At 75.3% G+C, this 17,077-nt stretch carries 16 protein-coding genes; 9 read left to right on the plus strand and 7 right to left on the minus strand.

What is annotated here, in order from left to right; all coding sequences use genetic code 11:
- Window positions 1–15 precede the first annotated feature (15 nt).
- Window positions 16–705: an ATP-dependent DNA ligase gene (locus EV188_RS11955; RefSeq protein WP_243741707.1), complete on the minus strand. Its 690-nt coding sequence runs from the start codon at window positions 703–705 to the stop codon at window positions 16–18.
- 149 nt (window positions 706–854) lie between these two features.
- On the opposite strand from EV188_RS11955, the gene ku reads away from it, so the two are divergent.
- Window positions 855–1,883 (plus strand): non-homologous end joining protein Ku, encoded by a 1,029-nt coding sequence (gene ku / locus EV188_RS11960; RefSeq protein ID WP_243741643.1) that lies wholly within the window; start codon window positions 855–857, stop codon window positions 1,881–1,883.
- Window positions 1,884–1,898: 15 nt separating this feature from the next.
- On the opposite strand, the gene EV188_RS11965 is transcribed toward ku, so the two are convergent.
- The gene (locus EV188_RS11965; protein ID WP_133826507.1) at window positions 1,899–2,123 is read right to left on the minus strand and encodes a copper ion binding protein; all 225 of its coding nucleotides are present in this window, start codon (window positions 2,121–2,123) and stop codon (window positions 1,899–1,901) included.
- Window positions 2,124–2,245: 122 nt separating this feature from the next.
- Between EV188_RS11965 and EV188_RS11970 the strand changes: the two genes are divergently transcribed.
- Together EV188_RS11970 and EV188_RS11975 are read left to right on the plus strand one after the other, a co-directional pair.
- Window positions 2,246–2,836 (plus strand): type 1 glutamine amidotransferase domain-containing protein, encoded by a 591-nt coding sequence (locus EV188_RS11970; protein ID WP_133826508.1) that lies wholly within the window; start codon window positions 2,246–2,248, stop codon window positions 2,834–2,836.
- Between the two features lie 99 nt (window positions 2,837–2,935).
- Window positions 2,936–4,048: an NHL repeat-containing protein gene (locus EV188_RS11975; protein ID WP_208114156.1), complete on the plus strand. Its 1,113-nt coding sequence runs from the start codon at window positions 2,936–2,938 to the stop codon at window positions 4,046–4,048.
- A gap of 30 nt (window positions 4,049–4,078) precedes the next feature.
- Here the strand turns inward: EV188_RS11975 and EV188_RS11980 are convergent, their stop codons facing one another.
- Window positions 4,079–5,302: an LCP family protein gene (locus tag EV188_RS11980; protein ID WP_243741644.1), complete on the minus strand. Its 1,224-nt coding sequence runs from the start codon at window positions 5,300–5,302 to the stop codon at window positions 4,079–4,081.
- 358 nt (window positions 5,303–5,660) lie between these two features.
- Entirely contained in the window at window positions 5,661–6,350 is a 690-nt protein-coding gene (locus EV188_RS11985; RefSeq protein ID WP_133826509.1) for a TetR/AcrR family transcriptional regulator, read from the minus strand.
- A 128-nt stretch (window positions 6,351–6,478) separates the two neighbouring features.
- Between EV188_RS11985 and EV188_RS11990 the strand changes: the two genes are divergently transcribed.
- From EV188_RS11990 to EV188_RS12015, 6 genes are all read left to right on the plus strand, one after another.
- The gene (locus EV188_RS11990; protein ID WP_133826510.1) at window positions 6,479–8,047 is read left to right on the plus strand and encodes a flavin-containing monooxygenase; all 1,569 of its coding nucleotides are present in this window, start codon (window positions 6,479–6,481) and stop codon (window positions 8,045–8,047) included.
- Window positions 8,048–8,069: 22 nt separating this feature from the next.
- On the plus strand, window positions 8,070–8,954 hold the full coding sequence (locus EV188_RS11995; RefSeq protein ID WP_133826511.1) for an SDR family oxidoreductase: 885 nt from the start codon (window positions 8,070–8,072) through the stop codon (window positions 8,952–8,954).
- 80 nt (window positions 8,955–9,034) lie between these two features.
- Complete coding sequence (locus tag EV188_RS12000; RefSeq protein ID WP_133826512.1) at window positions 9,035–10,264, plus strand: cytochrome P450 family protein; 1,230 nt, start codon at window positions 9,035–9,037, stop codon at window positions 10,262–10,264.
- 21 nt (window positions 10,265–10,285) lie between these two features.
- A complete protein-coding gene (locus tag EV188_RS12005; protein WP_133826513.1) occupies window positions 10,286–11,440 on the plus strand; it encodes an Hsp70 family protein in 1,155 nt (384 codons plus the stop codon).
- Window positions 11,441–11,452: 12 nt separating this feature from the next.
- Window positions 11,453–12,286, plus strand: a complete 834-nt coding sequence (locus EV188_RS12010) for a DNA-formamidopyrimidine glycosylase family protein (RefSeq protein ID WP_133826514.1) — start codon at window positions 11,453–11,455, stop codon at window positions 12,284–12,286.
- Window positions 12,241–13,122: an endonuclease/exonuclease/phosphatase family protein gene (locus EV188_RS12015; RefSeq protein ID WP_208114157.1), complete on the plus strand. Its 882-nt coding sequence runs from the start codon at window positions 12,241–12,243 to the stop codon at window positions 13,120–13,122. Before EV188_RS12010 ends, EV188_RS12015 begins: the two co-directional genes overlap by 46 nt.
- Here the strand turns inward: EV188_RS12015 and cobA are convergent.
- Genes cobA through cobC form a run of 3 tightly spaced genes read right to left on the minus strand, consistent with a single transcriptional unit; the run spans window position 13,094 to window position 17,075 of the window.
- Complete coding sequence (gene cobA, locus EV188_RS12020; protein ID WP_133826515.1) at window positions 13,094–14,311, minus strand: uroporphyrinogen-III C-methyltransferase; 1,218 nt, start codon at window positions 14,309–14,311, stop codon at window positions 13,094–13,096. The genes EV188_RS12015 and cobA overlap by 29 nt on opposite strands.
- Window positions 14,308–16,035 (minus strand): nicotinate-nucleotide--dimethylbenzimidazole phosphoribosyltransferase, encoded by a 1,728-nt coding sequence (cobT, locus tag EV188_RS12025; RefSeq protein ID WP_243741645.1) that lies wholly within the window; start codon window positions 16,033–16,035, stop codon window positions 14,308–14,310. Before cobT ends, cobA begins: the two co-directional genes overlap by 4 nt.
- Entirely contained in the window at window positions 16,032–17,075 is a 1,044-nt protein-coding gene (cobC, locus tag EV188_RS32230; protein ID WP_243741646.1) for an Rv2231c family histidinol phosphate aminotransferase CobC, read from the minus strand. Before cobC ends, cobT begins: the two co-directional genes overlap by 4 nt.
- Window positions 17,076–17,077 lie beyond the last annotated feature (2 nt).

Consider the following 17,077-nt stretch of genomic DNA (forward strand, 5'->3'; position numbering starts at 1 on the left):
GCCGGCGGGCGCGCCTCAGAACAGCGTGTCGTGCTGGGGCGTGCGCTCGCGCCGGGCGTGGCGGGGCCGGCGGGACGGGGCCGGCGCGCTGGAGGCCGCCGCCGGGACCGGGACCCCCGGGAGCAGGGACGGGCCGGCGGCGAGGGTCGGGTCGACGCGGATCCAGTCCCCGCCGGAGTCACCCGGGCGGTACGGCGTCCCGCGGCGTTTCGCGATGACGCCGGACAGGTGCTGGGCGATCACCCCCGACAGCAGCGCGGGGCCGTCGTCGTAGGCCGGGGAGATCTGGATGCGGGTGGACTGCGAGAGGTCGAGCCGCGAGAGCACGGCCCGCCGCTCCTCGAGCGGGCGCGGGTCGAGCGGCACGCCGTAGAGCCGCACGACGTCGTAGACCATGAACACCGCCGGCCGTTCGCGGGCCATGGCGCGGGCGCGCTGGGCGTCGGCGAGGCGGAGGCGCTCGCCGAGGGCCTCGCCCGACGGGCTGCCCCCGTCGAGCATCACGGCCTCGCCGTCGAGCAGGCCGTCGGCGACGGCGTCGACGAGGCCGGCGAACTCGGGGAAGCGGGCGGTGACGTCCTCGCCGTCGGCGGTGCGCAGGGTGAGCTCGCCCTGGTCGACGTCGGCGAGCAGCCGGACGCCCGCCCAGTCGACCTCGTAGCTCCAGCCGCCGTCGACCGGCAGGTCGCCGGGGACGGGGAGCATCGGACGCACCCGGTCATCGTGCCTCCGCCCACCGACAATCACGGGGACCGGGGTCGGCGCGTCATTGACTGGGACGAATGGTGCCGGTGGGGCATGCTGGGTCCGACGCACGGTGACCGTCCGCGCACCGTGACCATCGAGAGGGGCCGATGATGCGCGCGATCTGGAACGGCGCGGTGTCGTTCGGGCTCGTGAACGTGCCGGTGCGGCTGTACGCCGCGACCACGAACCACGACATCCGTTTCCACCAGGTGCACGAGCGCGACGGCGGCCGCATCCGCCAGAAGCGCACGTGCTCGGTCTGCGGCGAGGAGGTGCAGTACTCCGAGATCGCCAAGGGCTACGAGACCGACGACGGCCAGCTGATCATGCTCGACGACGACGACCTGGCCACGCTGCCGGTCGCGTCCGGGCACGAGATCGACGTGGTGCAGTTCGTGCCGTCCGACCAGATCGACGCGCTGCTGCTCGACAAGAGCTACTACCTCGAGCCGGAGAGCAAGGCGGTCAAGCCCTACGCGCTGCTGCGCGAGGCCCTGCGCGAGACCGACCGCATGGCCGTGGTGAAGGTGGCGCTGCGGCAGCGCGAGACGCTGGCGCTGCTGCGGGTCCGGGACGAGGCGATCGTGCTGCAGACGATGCTGTGGCCCGACGAGGTGCGCGAGCCGGAGTTCGAGACCCTGCGCACCGAGGTCGACCTGCGTCCGCAGGAGATGCAGATGGCGTCCTCGCTGGTCGAGAGCCTCTCGGGCGAGTTCGACTCCAGCCAGTTCGAGGACGACTACCGCCAGGCCGTCTCCGACCTCATCGAGTACAAGCGCGAGCACGGCGGCGGACGCCCGACCCCCGAGGCCGCCCCGGCCGACGAGGGCGACGACATGACCGACCTGCTCACTGCCCTGCGGCGCAGCGTCGAGGCGGCCGGCGGCAAGGCCCCGGCCGAGGAGCCCGCCACAGCCAGCGCCGACGAGAAGGCCGAGGAAGCCCCGGCCGAGGAGAAGCCCAAGCGCTCCCGCTCCCGGACCAAGAAGACCGAGGAGGCCGCGGAGGGCTCCGAGGAGAAGGCCGAGGAGGCGCCGAAGAAGTCGACGCGGTCCAAGAGCTCGTCCTCGAAGAAGAAGTCCGAGGAGGACGACGAGGCCACGACGGCGAAGGGCCGCCGCAGCAAGAGCGCCTGAGAAGGCCGAGCAGGCTCAGCCCGCCAGGGCCTCCTGGTCGGGGACGTCGTAGCCCTGGTCCTCGATGACGTCGACGAGCGCGCGCACGGTGACGGCGTCGTCGTGGTCGACGCGCACACTGCGGGCGTCGACGTCGACCTCGACGGTGCGCACGCCCTCGAGCGGCCCGACCGCGCCCTCGATCGCCGACTTGCAGTGCCCGCAGTGGATCTCGGGAACCGACAGGGTCGTGCTGGCCATCACGGCCTCCGTTTCGTCACGGCGGGGCCGGGGGAGCCCCTCGCGTCCACAGCACCGTCCCTCATCGGGAACGGCTGCATACCCCCCGAGGGTACCCATGACGTGAGGGAGCGCTGCACGAGATGGCCGACAACGGCACGCCGCTGCAGGGGAAGACGATCATGTTCCTCTGCGCCAAGGAGGGCACGGAGCAGGTCGAGCTCACCGAGCCGTGGAAGGCGGTCGAGCAGGCCGGGGGCACCCCGGTGCTGGTCTCGGAGACGCCCGGCTCCATCCAGGCCTTCAACCACCTCGACAAGGGCGACCGCTTCGACGTCGACGCGGTCATCACCCAGGTCAAGATCGAGAACTACGACGCCCTCGTGCTGCCGGGCGGCGTCGCCAACCCGGACCTGCTGCGCACGATCCCGGACGTCGTCCAGGTGGTCGGGCAGTTCTTCGCGAACCGCAAGCCGGTCGCCGCGATCTGCCACGCGCCCTGGACGCTCATCGAGGCCGACGTCGTCCGCGGGCGCCGCATGACCTCGTTCCCGAGCATCGCCACCGACCTGCGCAACGCCGGCGCGGAGTGGGTCGACGAGGAGGTCGTGGTCGACCAGGGCCTGGTCACGAGCCGCAACCCCGACGACCTGCCGGCGTTCTGCCGCACGCTGGTCGAGGAGTTCGCGAACGCGCCGACGCCGGCCCACGCGCTGTCCGCCGACCAGGGCTGACGCACGCCTGAGCCCACGCAGACGCCGACCGGCCCGCAGCACTGCGCCGGTCGGCGTCATCGCGCGGACCCCACGGGAGCAGCGCCATACTCCCGCCCCATGCGACGACGCACCGCCCGCACCGCGGCCACCCTCGGCCTGATCGCGGGCCTCGCGCTCGCCGGGTGCAGCAACCAGCCACCCGCGCCACCGCCGGCCCCCGCCACACCGCCCACGACCACCACGGGCTTCCTCCCGCCGGGCGTCCCCACCGAGGGCACCCGCCCGCCGACGGAGCAGCTGCCCCTGGCCGCCGAGCCGCAGGGAGCCCCCGCGCCGACCGCGACCCCGCCCGGGCGCCAGGTCCAGGTCGGGTCCGCGCCCGAGGGCGTCGTGGTCGACCCGGTGACGCGCACCGTGGCGGTCGCCAAGCGCAACCCCAACGAGCTCGTCCTGCTCGACGCCGACACCGGCGCGATCCGCACCCGCACCCCGCTGCCGGGCTTCGTCCGCCACCTCCAGCTCGCCGCACCGGGCGGCCCGGTGCTCGTGCCGGTCGAGAGCGCCAACGCCGTGGTCCGCGTCGCGCTCCCCGGCGGCCAGGCCGACCCGCCGCTGGTCGTCGGCACCGTGCCCCACGACGTCACCCAGGCCCCGAACGGCACCGTGATCGCCGCCGACGAGCTCGGCGGGACCGTCTCGGCGGTGCGCGGCGACCAGGTCGTCAAGGTCTTCACCGACGCCGTGCAGCCCGCGGGCGTCGCCCCGGTCGGCGACACCGTCGGCATGGTCGACGTCCGCAAGAACACGCTGACCACCTACGACGTCGCGACCCTGCGCATCGTCGGCGAGGCCCCGTCCGGCGCCGGGCCGACCCACCTCGTCGCCGACCGCCACGGGCGCATGATCGCCACCGACACCCGCGGCGACGCCGTGATCGTCTTCGAGCCCACGACCGGGCCGAACGGAGGGCCGCGCGAGGTCGCCCGCGTGCCTCAGCCCGGCGGGCCCTACGGCATCACCTACGACCCCGCCCGCGACCGCCTCTGGGTCGCGTCCTCGGGCACCAACGAGGTCGTCGGCTACGACATGGCCGCGCCCCAGCCCCGCGAGGTCGCCCGGGTCGCGACGATCCAGAACCCCTACACGCTCGGCGTCGACCCGCAGACCGGCCGACTGTACGTCGCCGGCGTCTCCACCGGCGCCGTCCAGTTCGTCGACCCGCCCGCCTGAGGCCCGCTCCCCCGGGACCCGGTCACCCGGTCACCCGCCGGTGATCAGGTCCTGGGGGATCGTCTCGTCCTCGCGAATGGCGTCGAAGTACTGCGCGGACTTCTGCTTGTTCCACACGACGCCGCCGGAGACGCTGGTCGACAGGTCGATCGGGACCGTCGAGGTGACCCCGCTGCCGCCGGAGAGCGAGCGCATCGCGAAGCCGAGGCTCGCGAGGTTCCAGACGTGGGTGCCGTCGTCGACCGTCAGCGTGGCGATCGCGGAGTTCGCGAACGGCACGATGCGGAAGGGGTTGAGCAGCACCGTCGGGCTCGACGCCTCGGAGATCAGCGCCGAGAGGAACTTGCGCTGGTTCTGGATGCGCTGCAGGTCGGCGTTGGGGAACGCGCGGGTCCGCACGAAGCCCAGCGCGTTCGGGCCGTCGAGGTCCTGGCAGCCGGCCGGCAGGTCGATGCCCGCCTTGGGGTCGTCGATCGCCTCGTCGAGGCACATGTTGACGCCGCCGATGGCGTCGACCATGCCGGCGAAGCCCTCGAAGCCGATCTCCGCGTAGTGGTCGATCTCGATGTCGGCGTTCTGCTCGATGGTCTGCACGAGCAGCTTCGGGCCACCGATCCCGTACGCGGAGTTCAGGCGGCCCCGGCCGTGGCCCGGGATGGACAGGATCGAGTCGCGCGGCAGGCTCGTCAGCGACGTCTGGCCGCCGAAGCCGCCGACGTGCACGAGCATCATCGTGTCGGTGCGGCTGCCGTCGACCTCGCCGGTGGAGAGCTGCTGGGCGGCCGCGTCGTCGATGCCGGCGCGGCTGTCCGAGCCGATGATCAGCCAGTTGGTGCCGGAGCTCGCCGAGCCCTCGTACTCGGGCAGGGCGTCGACCCGCGTCATCTGCGTGTCGAGGTAGATCCCGAAGCCGACGAAGAGCAGGACGATGACGGCGAGCACGGCGCCGATGCGCTTGGGCCAGCTCCAGTGCGCGAGCGGTCCCCGGCGGCCGCCACCGCCGCCACCCCCGGTCCGCGACCAGGCGGGGCGCTCGGGCATCCGGTCGCGCCAGGACTGCCGCGGCCCGCCCTGCTCGCGGGCCGCGCGGGCGACGTCGGGGTCGAAGCCGACCTGGGGGTCGCGGTTCCAGTCGGGCGCGCCGACGCGGGTCGGCTGCTGGCGCGGGCCGCCGGGCGGCGGCGCGGGGACGCCCCCGTTGCCACCACGACCACCGCCGCGGCCCCCACCGCCGCCGCGCCCGCGCCCCGGCATCTGGAACCCGCCGGGCCGCGGGGCCTGCGGAGGTGGACCCGCCGGACGGCCGGGCGGGGGTCCGCCGGGAGGGGGTCCGGGCGGCCCGGGCGGCGGGCCGCCACCAGGTCGCCCCCGGCCGGGGGGTCCGCCGGGTCGGTTCATCGCCGTCTCACCTCGCGCCTCGCGTGACGGGGCGTCGGGGGACGCCCGGCCGGCTCTCGGCTGCCGACCGCGGGGCCGTCGTGATCGATGAGGATACGCAGGCCACAGGGCCGCCGAGCGCCCCCCGCTCGTCCGGGGGTCCTCGGACGGGTCGCGGAGGCCCGCCGGACCCCGTCACACGTCCGGACCAGCCGCAGCCCGGACGCCGCGTCGATCAGGACGGGTGCGCGGTGCGGTCGATGACCGCGAGGATCAGCTCGGTGACCGTCGGGGTCAGCTCGGCGAGCCGGTCGCCGCGCCCGTCCTCGACGGCGTCGAGGACCAGCTCGTTGATGCCGCCGACGAGCGCGACGGCGGTGGGGTGCGAGAGCCCGCGCACGCCGGCGAGCTCGGGGACCGCCGCGGGGCCCTCCTCCCCCGAGGCCCACCGCGCGGCGCCGAGGGCGATGAGGACGGAGAGCTGCTCGGCGAAGCGGTTGAGCACCTCGCGGCGCACCCGCCAGCCGCGCGGACCGAGCCCGCTGATCTCGGTGAGCAGGGTGCGGGTGAGCGCCGGCTGCTCGGCGAGGGCGGCCAGGTAGGCCGACGTGCCCGCCGTCACCTCGTCGGCGAGAGACGGCGGCGCGGCGTCCGGCGCGGCCTCGACGACGGGCGCGACGGCCTCGGCGATCCGGGTCAGCGGCTGCTCGGCGGCGGCCACGTAGGCGGCGAGGAAGCAGTCCTCGCGGTCGGAGAAGTGCTGGTAGAACGTCCGCTTTGACACCCGCGCGGCCGCGACGACGTCGGCGACGGTCACGGCCGCGTACCCCCGCTCGGCGACGAGGGTGATCATCGCCTGGACGAGACGGTCGCGGTGCGCGGAGCCGGCGGCACCCACGGGACCGGCGGCGGCGGGAACGGACACTGGACAACGGTACCACCGCGTACCACACTGGGGCGCCACTTCGGTACGCTTGCGTACCGCTGGCGTCGATCACAGGCGCGGACCGGGTACGACGTCCCGGTCGACGACGTCCACCGAGGAGGGACTCCATGAGCACGCCGACCCGGACCCCCGACGAGGCCCCGTCCGACACAGCAGCGTCCGACACGGCCCCGTCCGACACCGGACCGGACCGTGACGGCGGCCGCGTCCCGCACCTCGCCGTGGCCATCGTCGGCAACGGCTTCTCCGGCCTCGGCACGGCGATCCGGCTGCGCCAGGCGGGCGAGGACAACTTCCTGATCTTCGAGCGGCACGACGACGTCGGCGGCACCTGGCGCGACAACTCCTACCCCGGCTGCGCCTGTGACGTGCCGAGCCACCTGTACTCGTTCTCGTTCGCCCCCAACCCGGACTGGAGCCGCTCCTTCTCGGGCCAGCCGGAGATCCACGCCTACCTGCAGCGCGTGTCGGCCGAGTACGACATCAACCGCTTCACCCGCCACCGCCACGAGGTGCTCGACGCCACGTGGGACGACGACGCGCAGCACTGGACGGTGACGACGACCCAGGGCACGTGGACCGCGGACGCGCTCGTCCTCGGCTCCGGCGCCCTGTCCGACCCGTCCTTCCCCGACGTCCCCGGGCTCGAGGAGTTCGAGGGCCCGGTCTTCCACTCCGCGACCTGGCGGCACGACCTCGACCTCACCGGCCGCAAGGTCGCCGTCATCGGCACCGGTGCGTCGGCGATCCAGTTCGTGCCGGAGATCGCGCCGGTCGTGGGCGAACTGAAGGTCTTCCAGCGCACGCCGCCGTGGATCATGCCGCGCGGCGACCGCGCCATCACCTGGCCCGAGAAGCTGCTCTTCCGCTGGTTCCCGCCGGCCCAGCGCCTGGTGCGCGAGGCGATCTACTGGGCGCGCGAGACGTTCGTGTTCGGGTTCAAGGACCCGCGGCGCATGGCGAAGGCCGCGAAGATCGCCGAGGCCCACATGCGCCGGCAGGTGAGCGACCCGGAGCTGCGCGAGAAGATCACGCCGAGCTATTCCATGGGCTGCAAGCGCATCCTGCTGTCCAACGACTACCTGCCCGCGCTCGACCGGGACAACGTCGAGGTGGTCACCGAGAAGATCGTGGAGATCCGGCCCCACGCGGTCGTCACCGCCGACGGCACGGAGCACGAGGTCGACACGATCATCGCCGGCACCGGCTTCGCGATCGGCGACCTGCCGATCAGCCACCGCATCCACGGCCGCGACGGGCGCACCCTCGCCGAGCACTGGGCCGGCTCGCCGTACGCCCACAACGGCACGATGATCGCGGGCTTCCCGAACGCGTTCACCCTGCTCGGGCCGAACACCGGGCTCGGGCACAACTCGGTCGTGTTCATGATCGAGTCGCAGATCGCGCTCGTCCTCGACACCCTGCGCCACCAGCGCGCCCACGGCATCGGGGCCGTCGAGCCCACCCGGGCCGCGCAGGACGCGTTCGTCGCCGAGATGCAGCGCAAGACGGAGGGCACCGTGTGGGTCGATGGCGGGTGCTCGAGCTGGTACCTCGACAAGCACGGCCAGAACTCCGCGCTGTGGCCGACCTTCACGATGCCGTTCCGCCGGCGCCTGCGGCGCTTCCGGCCGGAGGAGCACACGCTCACGCCGCTCGCCCCGACCCGACGCTGATCACGACCCCCGAGGAGATCCGATGACCACCGACCTGACCGGCAAGGTCCTCTTCATCACCGGCGCCGCCCGCGGGATCGGCGAGGAGACCGCGCGGCGCGCCGCCGCCCGCGGTGCCCATGTCGCCGCCGTCGGCATGGAGCCCGAGCGCCTGGAGAAGCTCGTCACCGAGCTCGGCCCGGGCCACTGCTGGGCCGAGTGCGACGTCACCGACCAGGCCTCGCTCGAGGTCGCGGTCGCGACCACCGTCCGCGCGCTGGGCGGGATCGACGTCGTGATCGCCAACGCCGGCATCGCCAACCACGGCACGGTCGCCGAGAGCCCCGCCGACGTGATCGCCCGCGTCATGGAGGTCAACCTCATCGGCGTCTCGCGGACCGTGTCCGCCACCGTCGCCGAGGTCGAGAAGCGGCAGGGCTACCTGCTGCTCGTGTCCTCGCTCGCCGCCTTCACCGCGCTGCCGGGCATGGCCGCGTACTGCGGCGCCAAGGCCGGCGTCGAGAACTACGGCAACGCGCTGCGCTTCGAGCTCGCCCACCGCGGGATCGGCGTCGGCACCGCACACATGGGGTGGATCGACACCGACCTCGTGCGCGACGTGAAGGCCGACTCGTCGACGTTCGAGGAGACCCTCAAGCGGCTGCCCTACCCGCTGGGCGCGCTGACCTCGGTCGAGGACTGCGCGAACGCGTTCCTCGAGGGGATCGCCAGGCGCAAGCGCCGGATCTTCGTGCCGAAGGCGGTCGCGCTCGTCGCGGCGGCCCGTCCGATCACGTTCTCGTGGATCGGCGACCTGCCCGTGCTGGCGCAGGCGAAGCAGATGGTGCCCCGTCTGGAGGAGCAGTTCCGGAAGACCGGACGCACCTTCGGGGCCACGAGTGCTGGGATGGGCAAGACGCGGACGTGACGGCACGGCGGGGGCACGCGGCCACGCGTACCGTCGTCACTGAACCACCACTCAGTGAACCCGGAAGGGGTCCTGCTTCCGTGACCGACGTCGCCCCCGCGCCGCTCTTCACCGACGACTACTGGCACGAGCCGTTCGCCGCCCTGGGTGAGCTGCGCGAGCGCGGGCCGGTGCACGAGGTCGACCTGCCCGAGGGCGGCCGGACCTGGCTGGTGACGCGGTACGCGGACGCCCGGTCGGTGATGTCGGACCCGCGCTTCGTCAAGGACTTCCGGAACACGCTGCCGGAGGACCAGCGGGCCGCGGTCCCCGGCATCCCCTCGCCGGGCGGCGAGATGATGCTGCTCAACGACCCGCCGGTGCACACGCGCCTGCGCAAGCTCGTGGTGAAGGCGTTCACCGTGCGCCGGGTCGCCGCGCTGCGCCCGGGCGTCGAGACGATCGCGACGTCGCTGCTCGCGGGCCTGCCGGGCGACGAGCCGGTCGACCTCGTCGCGTCGTACGCGGTGCCGCTGCCCACGGCGGTGATCTGCGAGCTGCTCGGCGTGCCGGTGGAGGACCAGGACGCGTTCGGCGAGTGGTCGCGGATCCTCATCGACGACACCGGCGAGGCCGCCAGCCAGCAGGCGAACGCGAGCCTTGCCGCGTACCTCGCCGAGCTCGTCGAGCGCAAGCGCGCCGAGCCCGACGACGCGCTCATCTCCGCGCTCATCGCGGTGTCGGAGGAGGGCGAGCAGCTCTCGACCAACGAGATCATCGCGATGGCGATGCTGCTGCTGATCGCCGGCCACGAGACCACGGCGACGCTGATCACGACCGCGGTGGAGCGGATGCTGCGCGACCCCGCGCTGCGCGACCGGCTCGCCGCCGCCGACTCCGACGAGCTGCGCGCCGCGATCGAGGAGTTCCTGCGCTGGGGCTCCCCGATTGCCCAGGCGCCGCTGCGCTTCGCCGCCGAGGACGTCGACTTCGACGGGGTCGTGGTGCCCCGCGGCGCGATGGTCATGGTGTCGCTGGCGGCGGCCAACCACGACCCGGCCCGCTTCGAGAACCCGGACGACTACGAGGAGCTGCGCGACACCACCGGGCACCTCGCGTTCGGCCACGGCCTGCACTTCTGCCTCGGCGCGTCGCTGGCCCGGCTCGAGGCCGAGGTGGCGCTGCGGACGCTGCTCGACCGCTTCCCCGGGTTCACCGCGGGCGTCGAGCTGCCCGTCGAGCGTCGCCGCAGCGTGCTGGTGAACGCCTGGGCGCGGCTGCCGGTCCTGCTCGGCGACGAAGCAGGCCAGGGGACCGCGCCGTCGGCGTGACGCTGTGACACCCTGCGGCGGGTGTCCAGCATGACCGGCCCCGACGCCCGGTGGACCCTGGCGGTGGACCACGGGACCACGACGACGGTGGGCGCGTGGGCCGACGTCGACCCGCGCGACGGCTGGGTGCGCGTCGGCCCGGTCGGCATCGACGGCTCCCCGACGATGCCCTCGGCGGTGCTCTCGCGCCCCGACGGCGCCGTCCTGGCCGGGCGCCCGGCGCTCGAGGCCGGCGCGCTCGACCCGGCGGCGGCCCTGCTGCGCACGCGCCCGCACCTCGCGGCGAGCACCGGCGGCCCGCCCGAGCTGCTGACGCAGTACCCCCGCCCGACCACGGCGGTCGACGTCGCGACGGCGCTCGTCGCGAAGGTCGTCCGCTCCGAGGCGGCCCGCCGCGGGACCCTGCCGTCCGCGGTCGTGCTGCTGCACCCCGCGTCGTGGTCGACGGCGGCGTGCGAGGCCCTGCGCGCCGCGGGCGCTGCGGCGCTGTCGGCGATCCCGTACACCTCCCCCGACCAGCTCCAGCTGCTCGACTCCCCGCGCGCCGCGGCCCACCGCCTCGGCGGCCAGGGGCGGCTGCTCGTCGTCGACATCGGCGGCGCCGCGACCGAGCTCGCCGTCGTCGACCGGGGCAGCGACCACACCGGCTCGATCGCGGCGGCGCGCACGGTCAACGTCGGCGGCGAGGTGCTCGACGACGCGCTGGCCCAGCTCGTGCTCGACCGGGCGCCCCAGCCGTTCTCCGCACGCGTGCGCTTCGGCGGCGACCTCGAGGCCTACCGGGCCTGGTTCCGCCTGCGCACGGGCGTCCGTGAGGGCAAGGAGACGCTGGCCGCGAGCGGGTCGGTGGCCATCGCCCTGCCCGCCCTCCCGCCCGACAGCCCGGTCCCCGGGGTCGTCCAGCTGACCCACGCCGACCTCGGCGCCATGCTCGCCCCCGGGCTCGAGGAGATCGCCCAGGGCATCGGCGCCGTGGTCGACACGCTGACCGGGCCGCGGCCCGCGATGCTGGTGCGCGGCGGGCTCGCCGAGATGCCGCGCGTGCGGGAGTGGATCGCCGAGCGCACCGGGTTCGGCCTCGCGCACGGCGGGGACCCCGGCGCGGTCTCGGCGTTCGGCCCCGCCTCGGGCGCGGCGGCCTGGGCGGCCGAGCGGCTCGGGTTGGGACGGCACTGACGGGAGCGTGGCGTGGAGGGTGACGCCGTCCACCGCTGCGCCGCGCGCCTCGCCGCCCTCGACGGCGCCAGCGTCGTCCGCAGCGACTTCCGGACGCCGTCGCTCGCCACCGCCGACCTGGCCGGCCGGACCCTCACCGACACCCGCGCCCACGGCAAGCACCTGCTCACGCGGTTCTCCGGCGGCTGGACCCTGCACAGCCACCTGCGGATGACCGGCTCCTGGAGCGTGGTGCGCAAGCACCGCCCCGACGGACGGCCCGCGCTGCCGCGGGGCGTACGGGCGGCGCTGACCCTGGACTCCGGGGTCTCGCTCGTCGGCGTCGACGTCCCGGTCCTCGAGCTGCTGCGCACCCGCGACGAGCACCGGGTCGTCGGCCACCTCGGCCCGGACGTCCTCGCCGGGACGCCGACCGCCACCCAGGAGCACTTCGACCAGGACGACGCCCTGGCCCGCCTGCGCCGCGACCCGGCGCGCCCGGTCGTCGAGGCCCTGCTCGACCAGCGCGGCGTCGCCGGTCTCGGCAACCTCTGGGCCGTCGAGGTGTGCTTCCTGCGCGGGCTGTGGCCGTGGACGCCGGTCGGTGACGTCGACCTCGAGGCCCTCCTGGCGCTGGCGCGTCGGATGATCCGGCACAGCCTCGAGCACGGCACCGGCATGACCACCACGGGCGTGAAGCGCCGCGGTGAGAACCACTGGGTCACCGGCCGCTCGAACCGTCCGTGCCGGCGCTGCGGGACGCTCGTGCGCTTCCGGCCGGCGCTCGGCTCGGGCGCGCCGTACCGCCGCGAGGTGTGGTGGTGTCCCTCGTGTCAGCCGGCGCCGGCCGGGGCATCCGCGCGGTGATCATGCGACTGGCCACGTTCAACCTCCTGCACGGGCGCTCCCCCGTCGACGGCGTCGTGAGTCCCGACCGCCTCCGCGGGGCCGTCGCCGGCCTCGACGCCGACGTCCTCGCCCTCCAAGAGGTCGACCACTCCCAGCCCCGCTCCGGGCTCGTCGACCAGACGGCCCTGGTCGCCGGCGCCATGGGCGCGCGCGATGCCCACTTCGTCCCGGCGCTCGTCGGCACCCCGGGCGAGCGGTGGCGGGCCGCCGGCGCGGACGAGAGCCCGAACGGCGAGCCCACCTACGGCATCGGCCTCGCCAGCAGGCACCCGGTCGCGCGGTGGCTGCGCATCCCGCTCGGGACGTCGCGGGCCACGCTGCCGCTGCTCGTCGACGCGCGGCGCCCGGCGCTGATCCGCGACGAGCCGCGCGTCGCCCTGGCGGCCGTGCTCGAGGCGCCGGCGCCCGTGGGGACGGTCGTCGCCACCCACCTCGCGTTCACGCCGGGCGCGAACGTCCTGCAGCTCGCCCGGCTGGCGCGGGCCGTCGAGCACCTGCCCGGCCCGGTCGTGATCCTCGGGGACCTGAACATGCCGTGGCCGGTGGCGAGCCTCGTCCTCCGGTGTTCGGCCTTCGGCGCGGCAGCTCCGCTGCGCTCCGTGCCGCAGCGCTTCACGTCGCTCGCGCGCACGGCGACGTTCCCCACCGAACGGCCGCGGATCCAGTTCGACCACGCTCTCGCCGGGCCGGGCACGCCGGAGGTCCGCGACGCCCGCGCGGTCCCGACGGCCGTGTCGGACCACCGGGCGCTGGTGGTGGACCTGATCAGCTCAGGTCGGCGACCGCCCCGATGACGATCACCGCGGGCGGGCGCACGCCGGCCTCGGCGATCGCGTGGGGCAGCTTCGCCAGCGTCGCGCGCGTCGTGACCTCCCCGGGCAGCCCGCCCTCCTGGACGGCGAGCGCCGGGGTCTGCGGGTCGCGGCCCGCGGCGACGAGCGCCTCGGTGATCGCCCCGATGTTCTCGACGGCCATGAGCAGCACGATCGTGCCGCGCAGGCGCCCCAGCGCGTCCCAGTCGACCAGCGACTGGTCGTGCCCGGGCGGGAGGTGCCCGGAGACGACGGTGAACTCGTGGGTCACGCCGCGGTGGGTGACGGGCACGCCGACCAGCGCCGGGACCGCGATGGCGCTGGTGATGCCCGGGACGACCTCGACCTCGACGCCTGCCGCGACGCAGGCCTGGATCTCCTCGAGGCCGCGGCCGAAGACGAACGGGTCGCCGCCCTTGAGCCGCACGACCCGCCGGCCGGCCAGCGCCTCGGAGACCAGGACCTCGTTGATCGTGTCCTGGCTCATGTAGCGCCCGCGGGGCAGCTTCGAGGCGTCGATGATCGTGACGTCCGGCGGCAGCTCGTCGAGCAGCGGCTGCGGGGCGAGCCGGTCGGTGACGACGACGTCGGCCTGCGCCAGCGCCTGCCGCCCGCGGACCGTGATCAGCCCGGGGTCGCCGGGCCCCCCGCCGACGAGCACGACGCCGGGGCGCACGGCGCGGTGGCGGCGGTCGAGCAGGGTGCCGCTGCGCAGGGCCTCGACGGCACCGTCGCGCACGCCGGTGGCCCGCCGGGGGTCGCCGCCGCCGTGCACGGCGACGGTGATGTCGTCGTAGCGCCCGACCGCCGGGGTGACGGCCGTGCCGGCGTCGGCGATGTCGGCCCGCACGCAGAACACGCGGAGGCGCTCGGCCTCGGCGGCGACGGCGGCGTTGACCCCGGCGTCGTCGGTGGCCGCGACCGCGTACCAGGCCTCGGCGAGGTCGCCGTCGGCCCAGGGGCGGGCGTGCCACGTGATCTCGGAGGAGTCCGCGAGGGCCGAGAGGGCCGTGGTCAGCGTCGGGCTGACGACGACCGTGTCCGCGCCGACCTCGTGCAGCCCGGCCACGCGGCGCTGGGCCACGGAACCGCCGCCGACCACGACGACCCGCCGGCCCCGCAGGTGCAGGCCGACGGGGTACACGCGGGCCGGGTTCTCGCCGTCGTTCACTCGTGCTCCTTCTCGGTCACACCCGCCGCGTCGAAGGTCGCGACGTCGGCGAGCGCGCGGGCCGCGGCGGTCACCACCGGCACCGCCAGCAGGGCACCGGTGCCCTCGCCGACCCGCAGCCGCAGGTCCAGCGTGGGGGCCAGGCCGAGGTGCTCGAGTGCCAGGGTATGGGCCGGTTCGACCGAGCGGTGTCCCGCGATCCAGGCGTGTGACGCGGTCGGTGCCAGGGCCGCCGCCGCGAGCGCCGCCGCGCCGGACACGACGCCGTCGAGGACGACGGGCGTGCGCAGCGCCGCCGCGCCCAGCAGGAACCCGGCGATGCCGGCGTGCTCCAGCCCGCCGACCGCGGCGAGCACCCCGAGCGGGTCCGCCGGGTCGGGGCGGTGGAGGGCGAGCGCCTCGGCGACGACGGCGGTCTTGCGCGCGTGGGTGGCGTCGTCGATCCCGGTGCCGCGGCCGGTGACCTGCTCGGCGGAGGCACCGGTGAAGGCGGCGACGAGCGCCGCCGACGGCGTGGTGTTGGCGATGCCCATGTCGCCGGTGACGAGCAGGCGGTTGCCGGCGGTGACGAGGTCGCGGGCGGCCTCGATGCCGGCGCGCAGGGCGGCGCGCGCCTCGTCGCGGGTCAGCGCGGGCTCGGCGGTCATGTCGCGCGTACCGGCGCGGACCTTGCGCGGGAGCAGGCCCGGCGCGGCCTCGAGCTCGGCGGCCACCCCGACGTCGACGACCTGGACCTCGGCGCCCACCGTCGCGGCGAACGCGTTGACCGCGGCGCCGCCGGACAGGAAGTTGGCGACCATCTGCGCGGTCACCTCCTGCGGCCAGGGCGTGACCCCGCGGGCGTGCACGCCGTGGTCGCCCGCGAACACCGCGACGACGGCGGGCTCGGGCAGCGACGGGGGGCAGGCGCCCGCGAGCCCCGACAGCTGCACCCCGACCTCGGCCACCCCGCCCAGCGCGCCGGGCGGCACGGTCATGCGGGTCAGGTGCTCGCGCGCGGCGGCCTCGCCGGGCGCTGTGTCCAGGTCGGCGAGCGCGGCGAGCGTCTCGTCCAGTGGATCCATGTGGTGGTGTCCCCAGATCTCCTCGTGCACGGCCCACGCCAGGGGTCGACGTCGGGCCCAACCGGCGGTGGCGAGCTCGGGCTCGTCGGCGAACCCCTCGACGTCGCCGACGCACAGGTACGCGACGACCTCGAGGTGCTGCGGCATCCCGACCCGGCGTCCCAGCAGCTCGGCGAGCTCCCGCTCGCGGAAGAAGCTCACCCAGCCGACGCCGAGGTCCTCGGCGCGCGCCGCGAGCCAGAGGTTCTGGACCGCGCCGGCGACCGAGTGCGCGGCCATCCGCGGCTGGGTGTGCCGGCCGAGGACGTGGCGGCCGCCGCGCGTGGGGTCGCAGGTGACGACGATGCCCAGCGGCGCCTCGCGGATCGCCTCGACGCGCAGGCCGGCGAACGTCCGGGCTCTCGCGGCGGGGAGGGACGCGGCGAAGTCCCGGCGCTGCTGCTCGGCGAGGGCGGCGAGCTCGGCGCGCAGCTCCGGCGAGCGCAGGACCAGGAAGTCCCAGGGCTGGGAGAACCCGACGCTCGGCGCGGCGTGGGCGGCCTCGAGGACGCGGTGCAGGCGCGCGTCGTCGACGGGGGTGTCGACGAACCCGGTGCGCACGTCGCGGCGGGCGCGCAGGACGCGGTGGAGGGCGTCGCGGTCGCCGTGCTGCAGGGTCACAGGATCTCCGAGAGCGCCGCCACGAGCCCGTCGCTGACCTCCGGCGCGCGCACCGCGATCCGGACGTGCTCGGCGTCGAGGCCGGGGAAGGTGTCGCCGCGCCGGACGGCGATGCCCCGCTCGCGCAGCCGTTTGCGGACGTCGGTGCGGCCCGGGGTGCGGGCGAGGACGAAGCTGGCGGCGGGGGTGGCGCGGAGCTCGAGGCCGTCGACCGCGCTGAGCGCCGTCACGAGGTGCGCCCGGTCGGCGGTGAGTGCGCGGGCGGCCTCGTCCGCCTCGGCGCGGGCCGCGGGGCTGCTGCAGGCCTCGAGGGCGACCAGCGCCGGCGTCGACACCGACCACGGCGGCGCGGCGGCGCGCAGGCCCTCGGCGAGCCCGGCGGGGGCGAGCGCGTAGCCGACGCGCAGGCCGGCGAGCCCCCAGGTCTTGGTCAGGCTGCGCAGGACCACGAGCCCGGGGAGGTCGCGCCGCCCGCCCAGCGAGTCGGGCTCGCCCGGCGCGGTGTCGATGAACGCCTCGTCGACGACGAGCGTGCGGCCGGGGCGGGCGAGGCGCGCGAGGACGTCGGCGGGGTGGCGCACGGACGTGGGGTTGGTGGGGTTGCCGACGACCACGAGGTCGGCGTCGGCCGGGACCGCGTCGGGGTCGAGGCGGAAGTCGCCGTCCAGGACCACCCGGTCCACCGCGTGCCCCGCGGCGCGCAGCGCGGCCTCGGGCTCGGTGAACTGCGGGTGCACGACCACGGCGTGGCGGGGCCGCAGGGCCCGCGCGAGCAGCACGAACGCCTCGGCGCCGCCGGCGGTCGGGACCACCTCGTCGCCGGGGCGGTCGTGGCGCTCGGCGAGCGCGGCGATCGCCCGGCCCGGGTCGGGGTAGGCGGCGACGTCGTCGAGGCTCGCGACGAGCCGGTCGCGCAGCCAGCGCGGCGGGGTGCCGGTGCGGACGTTGACGGCGAGGTCGACGAGACCGGGGCCGACCTCGGCGTCGCCGTGGTGGTGGAGGTCGTACCGGTCGGTGTCCTGGTCCCCGGAGATCGTCACCC

This window comes from Actinomycetospora succinea (assembly GCF_004363095.1).
GTDB lineage: Bacteria > Actinomycetota > Actinomycetes > Mycobacteriales > Pseudonocardiaceae > Actinomycetospora > Actinomycetospora succinea.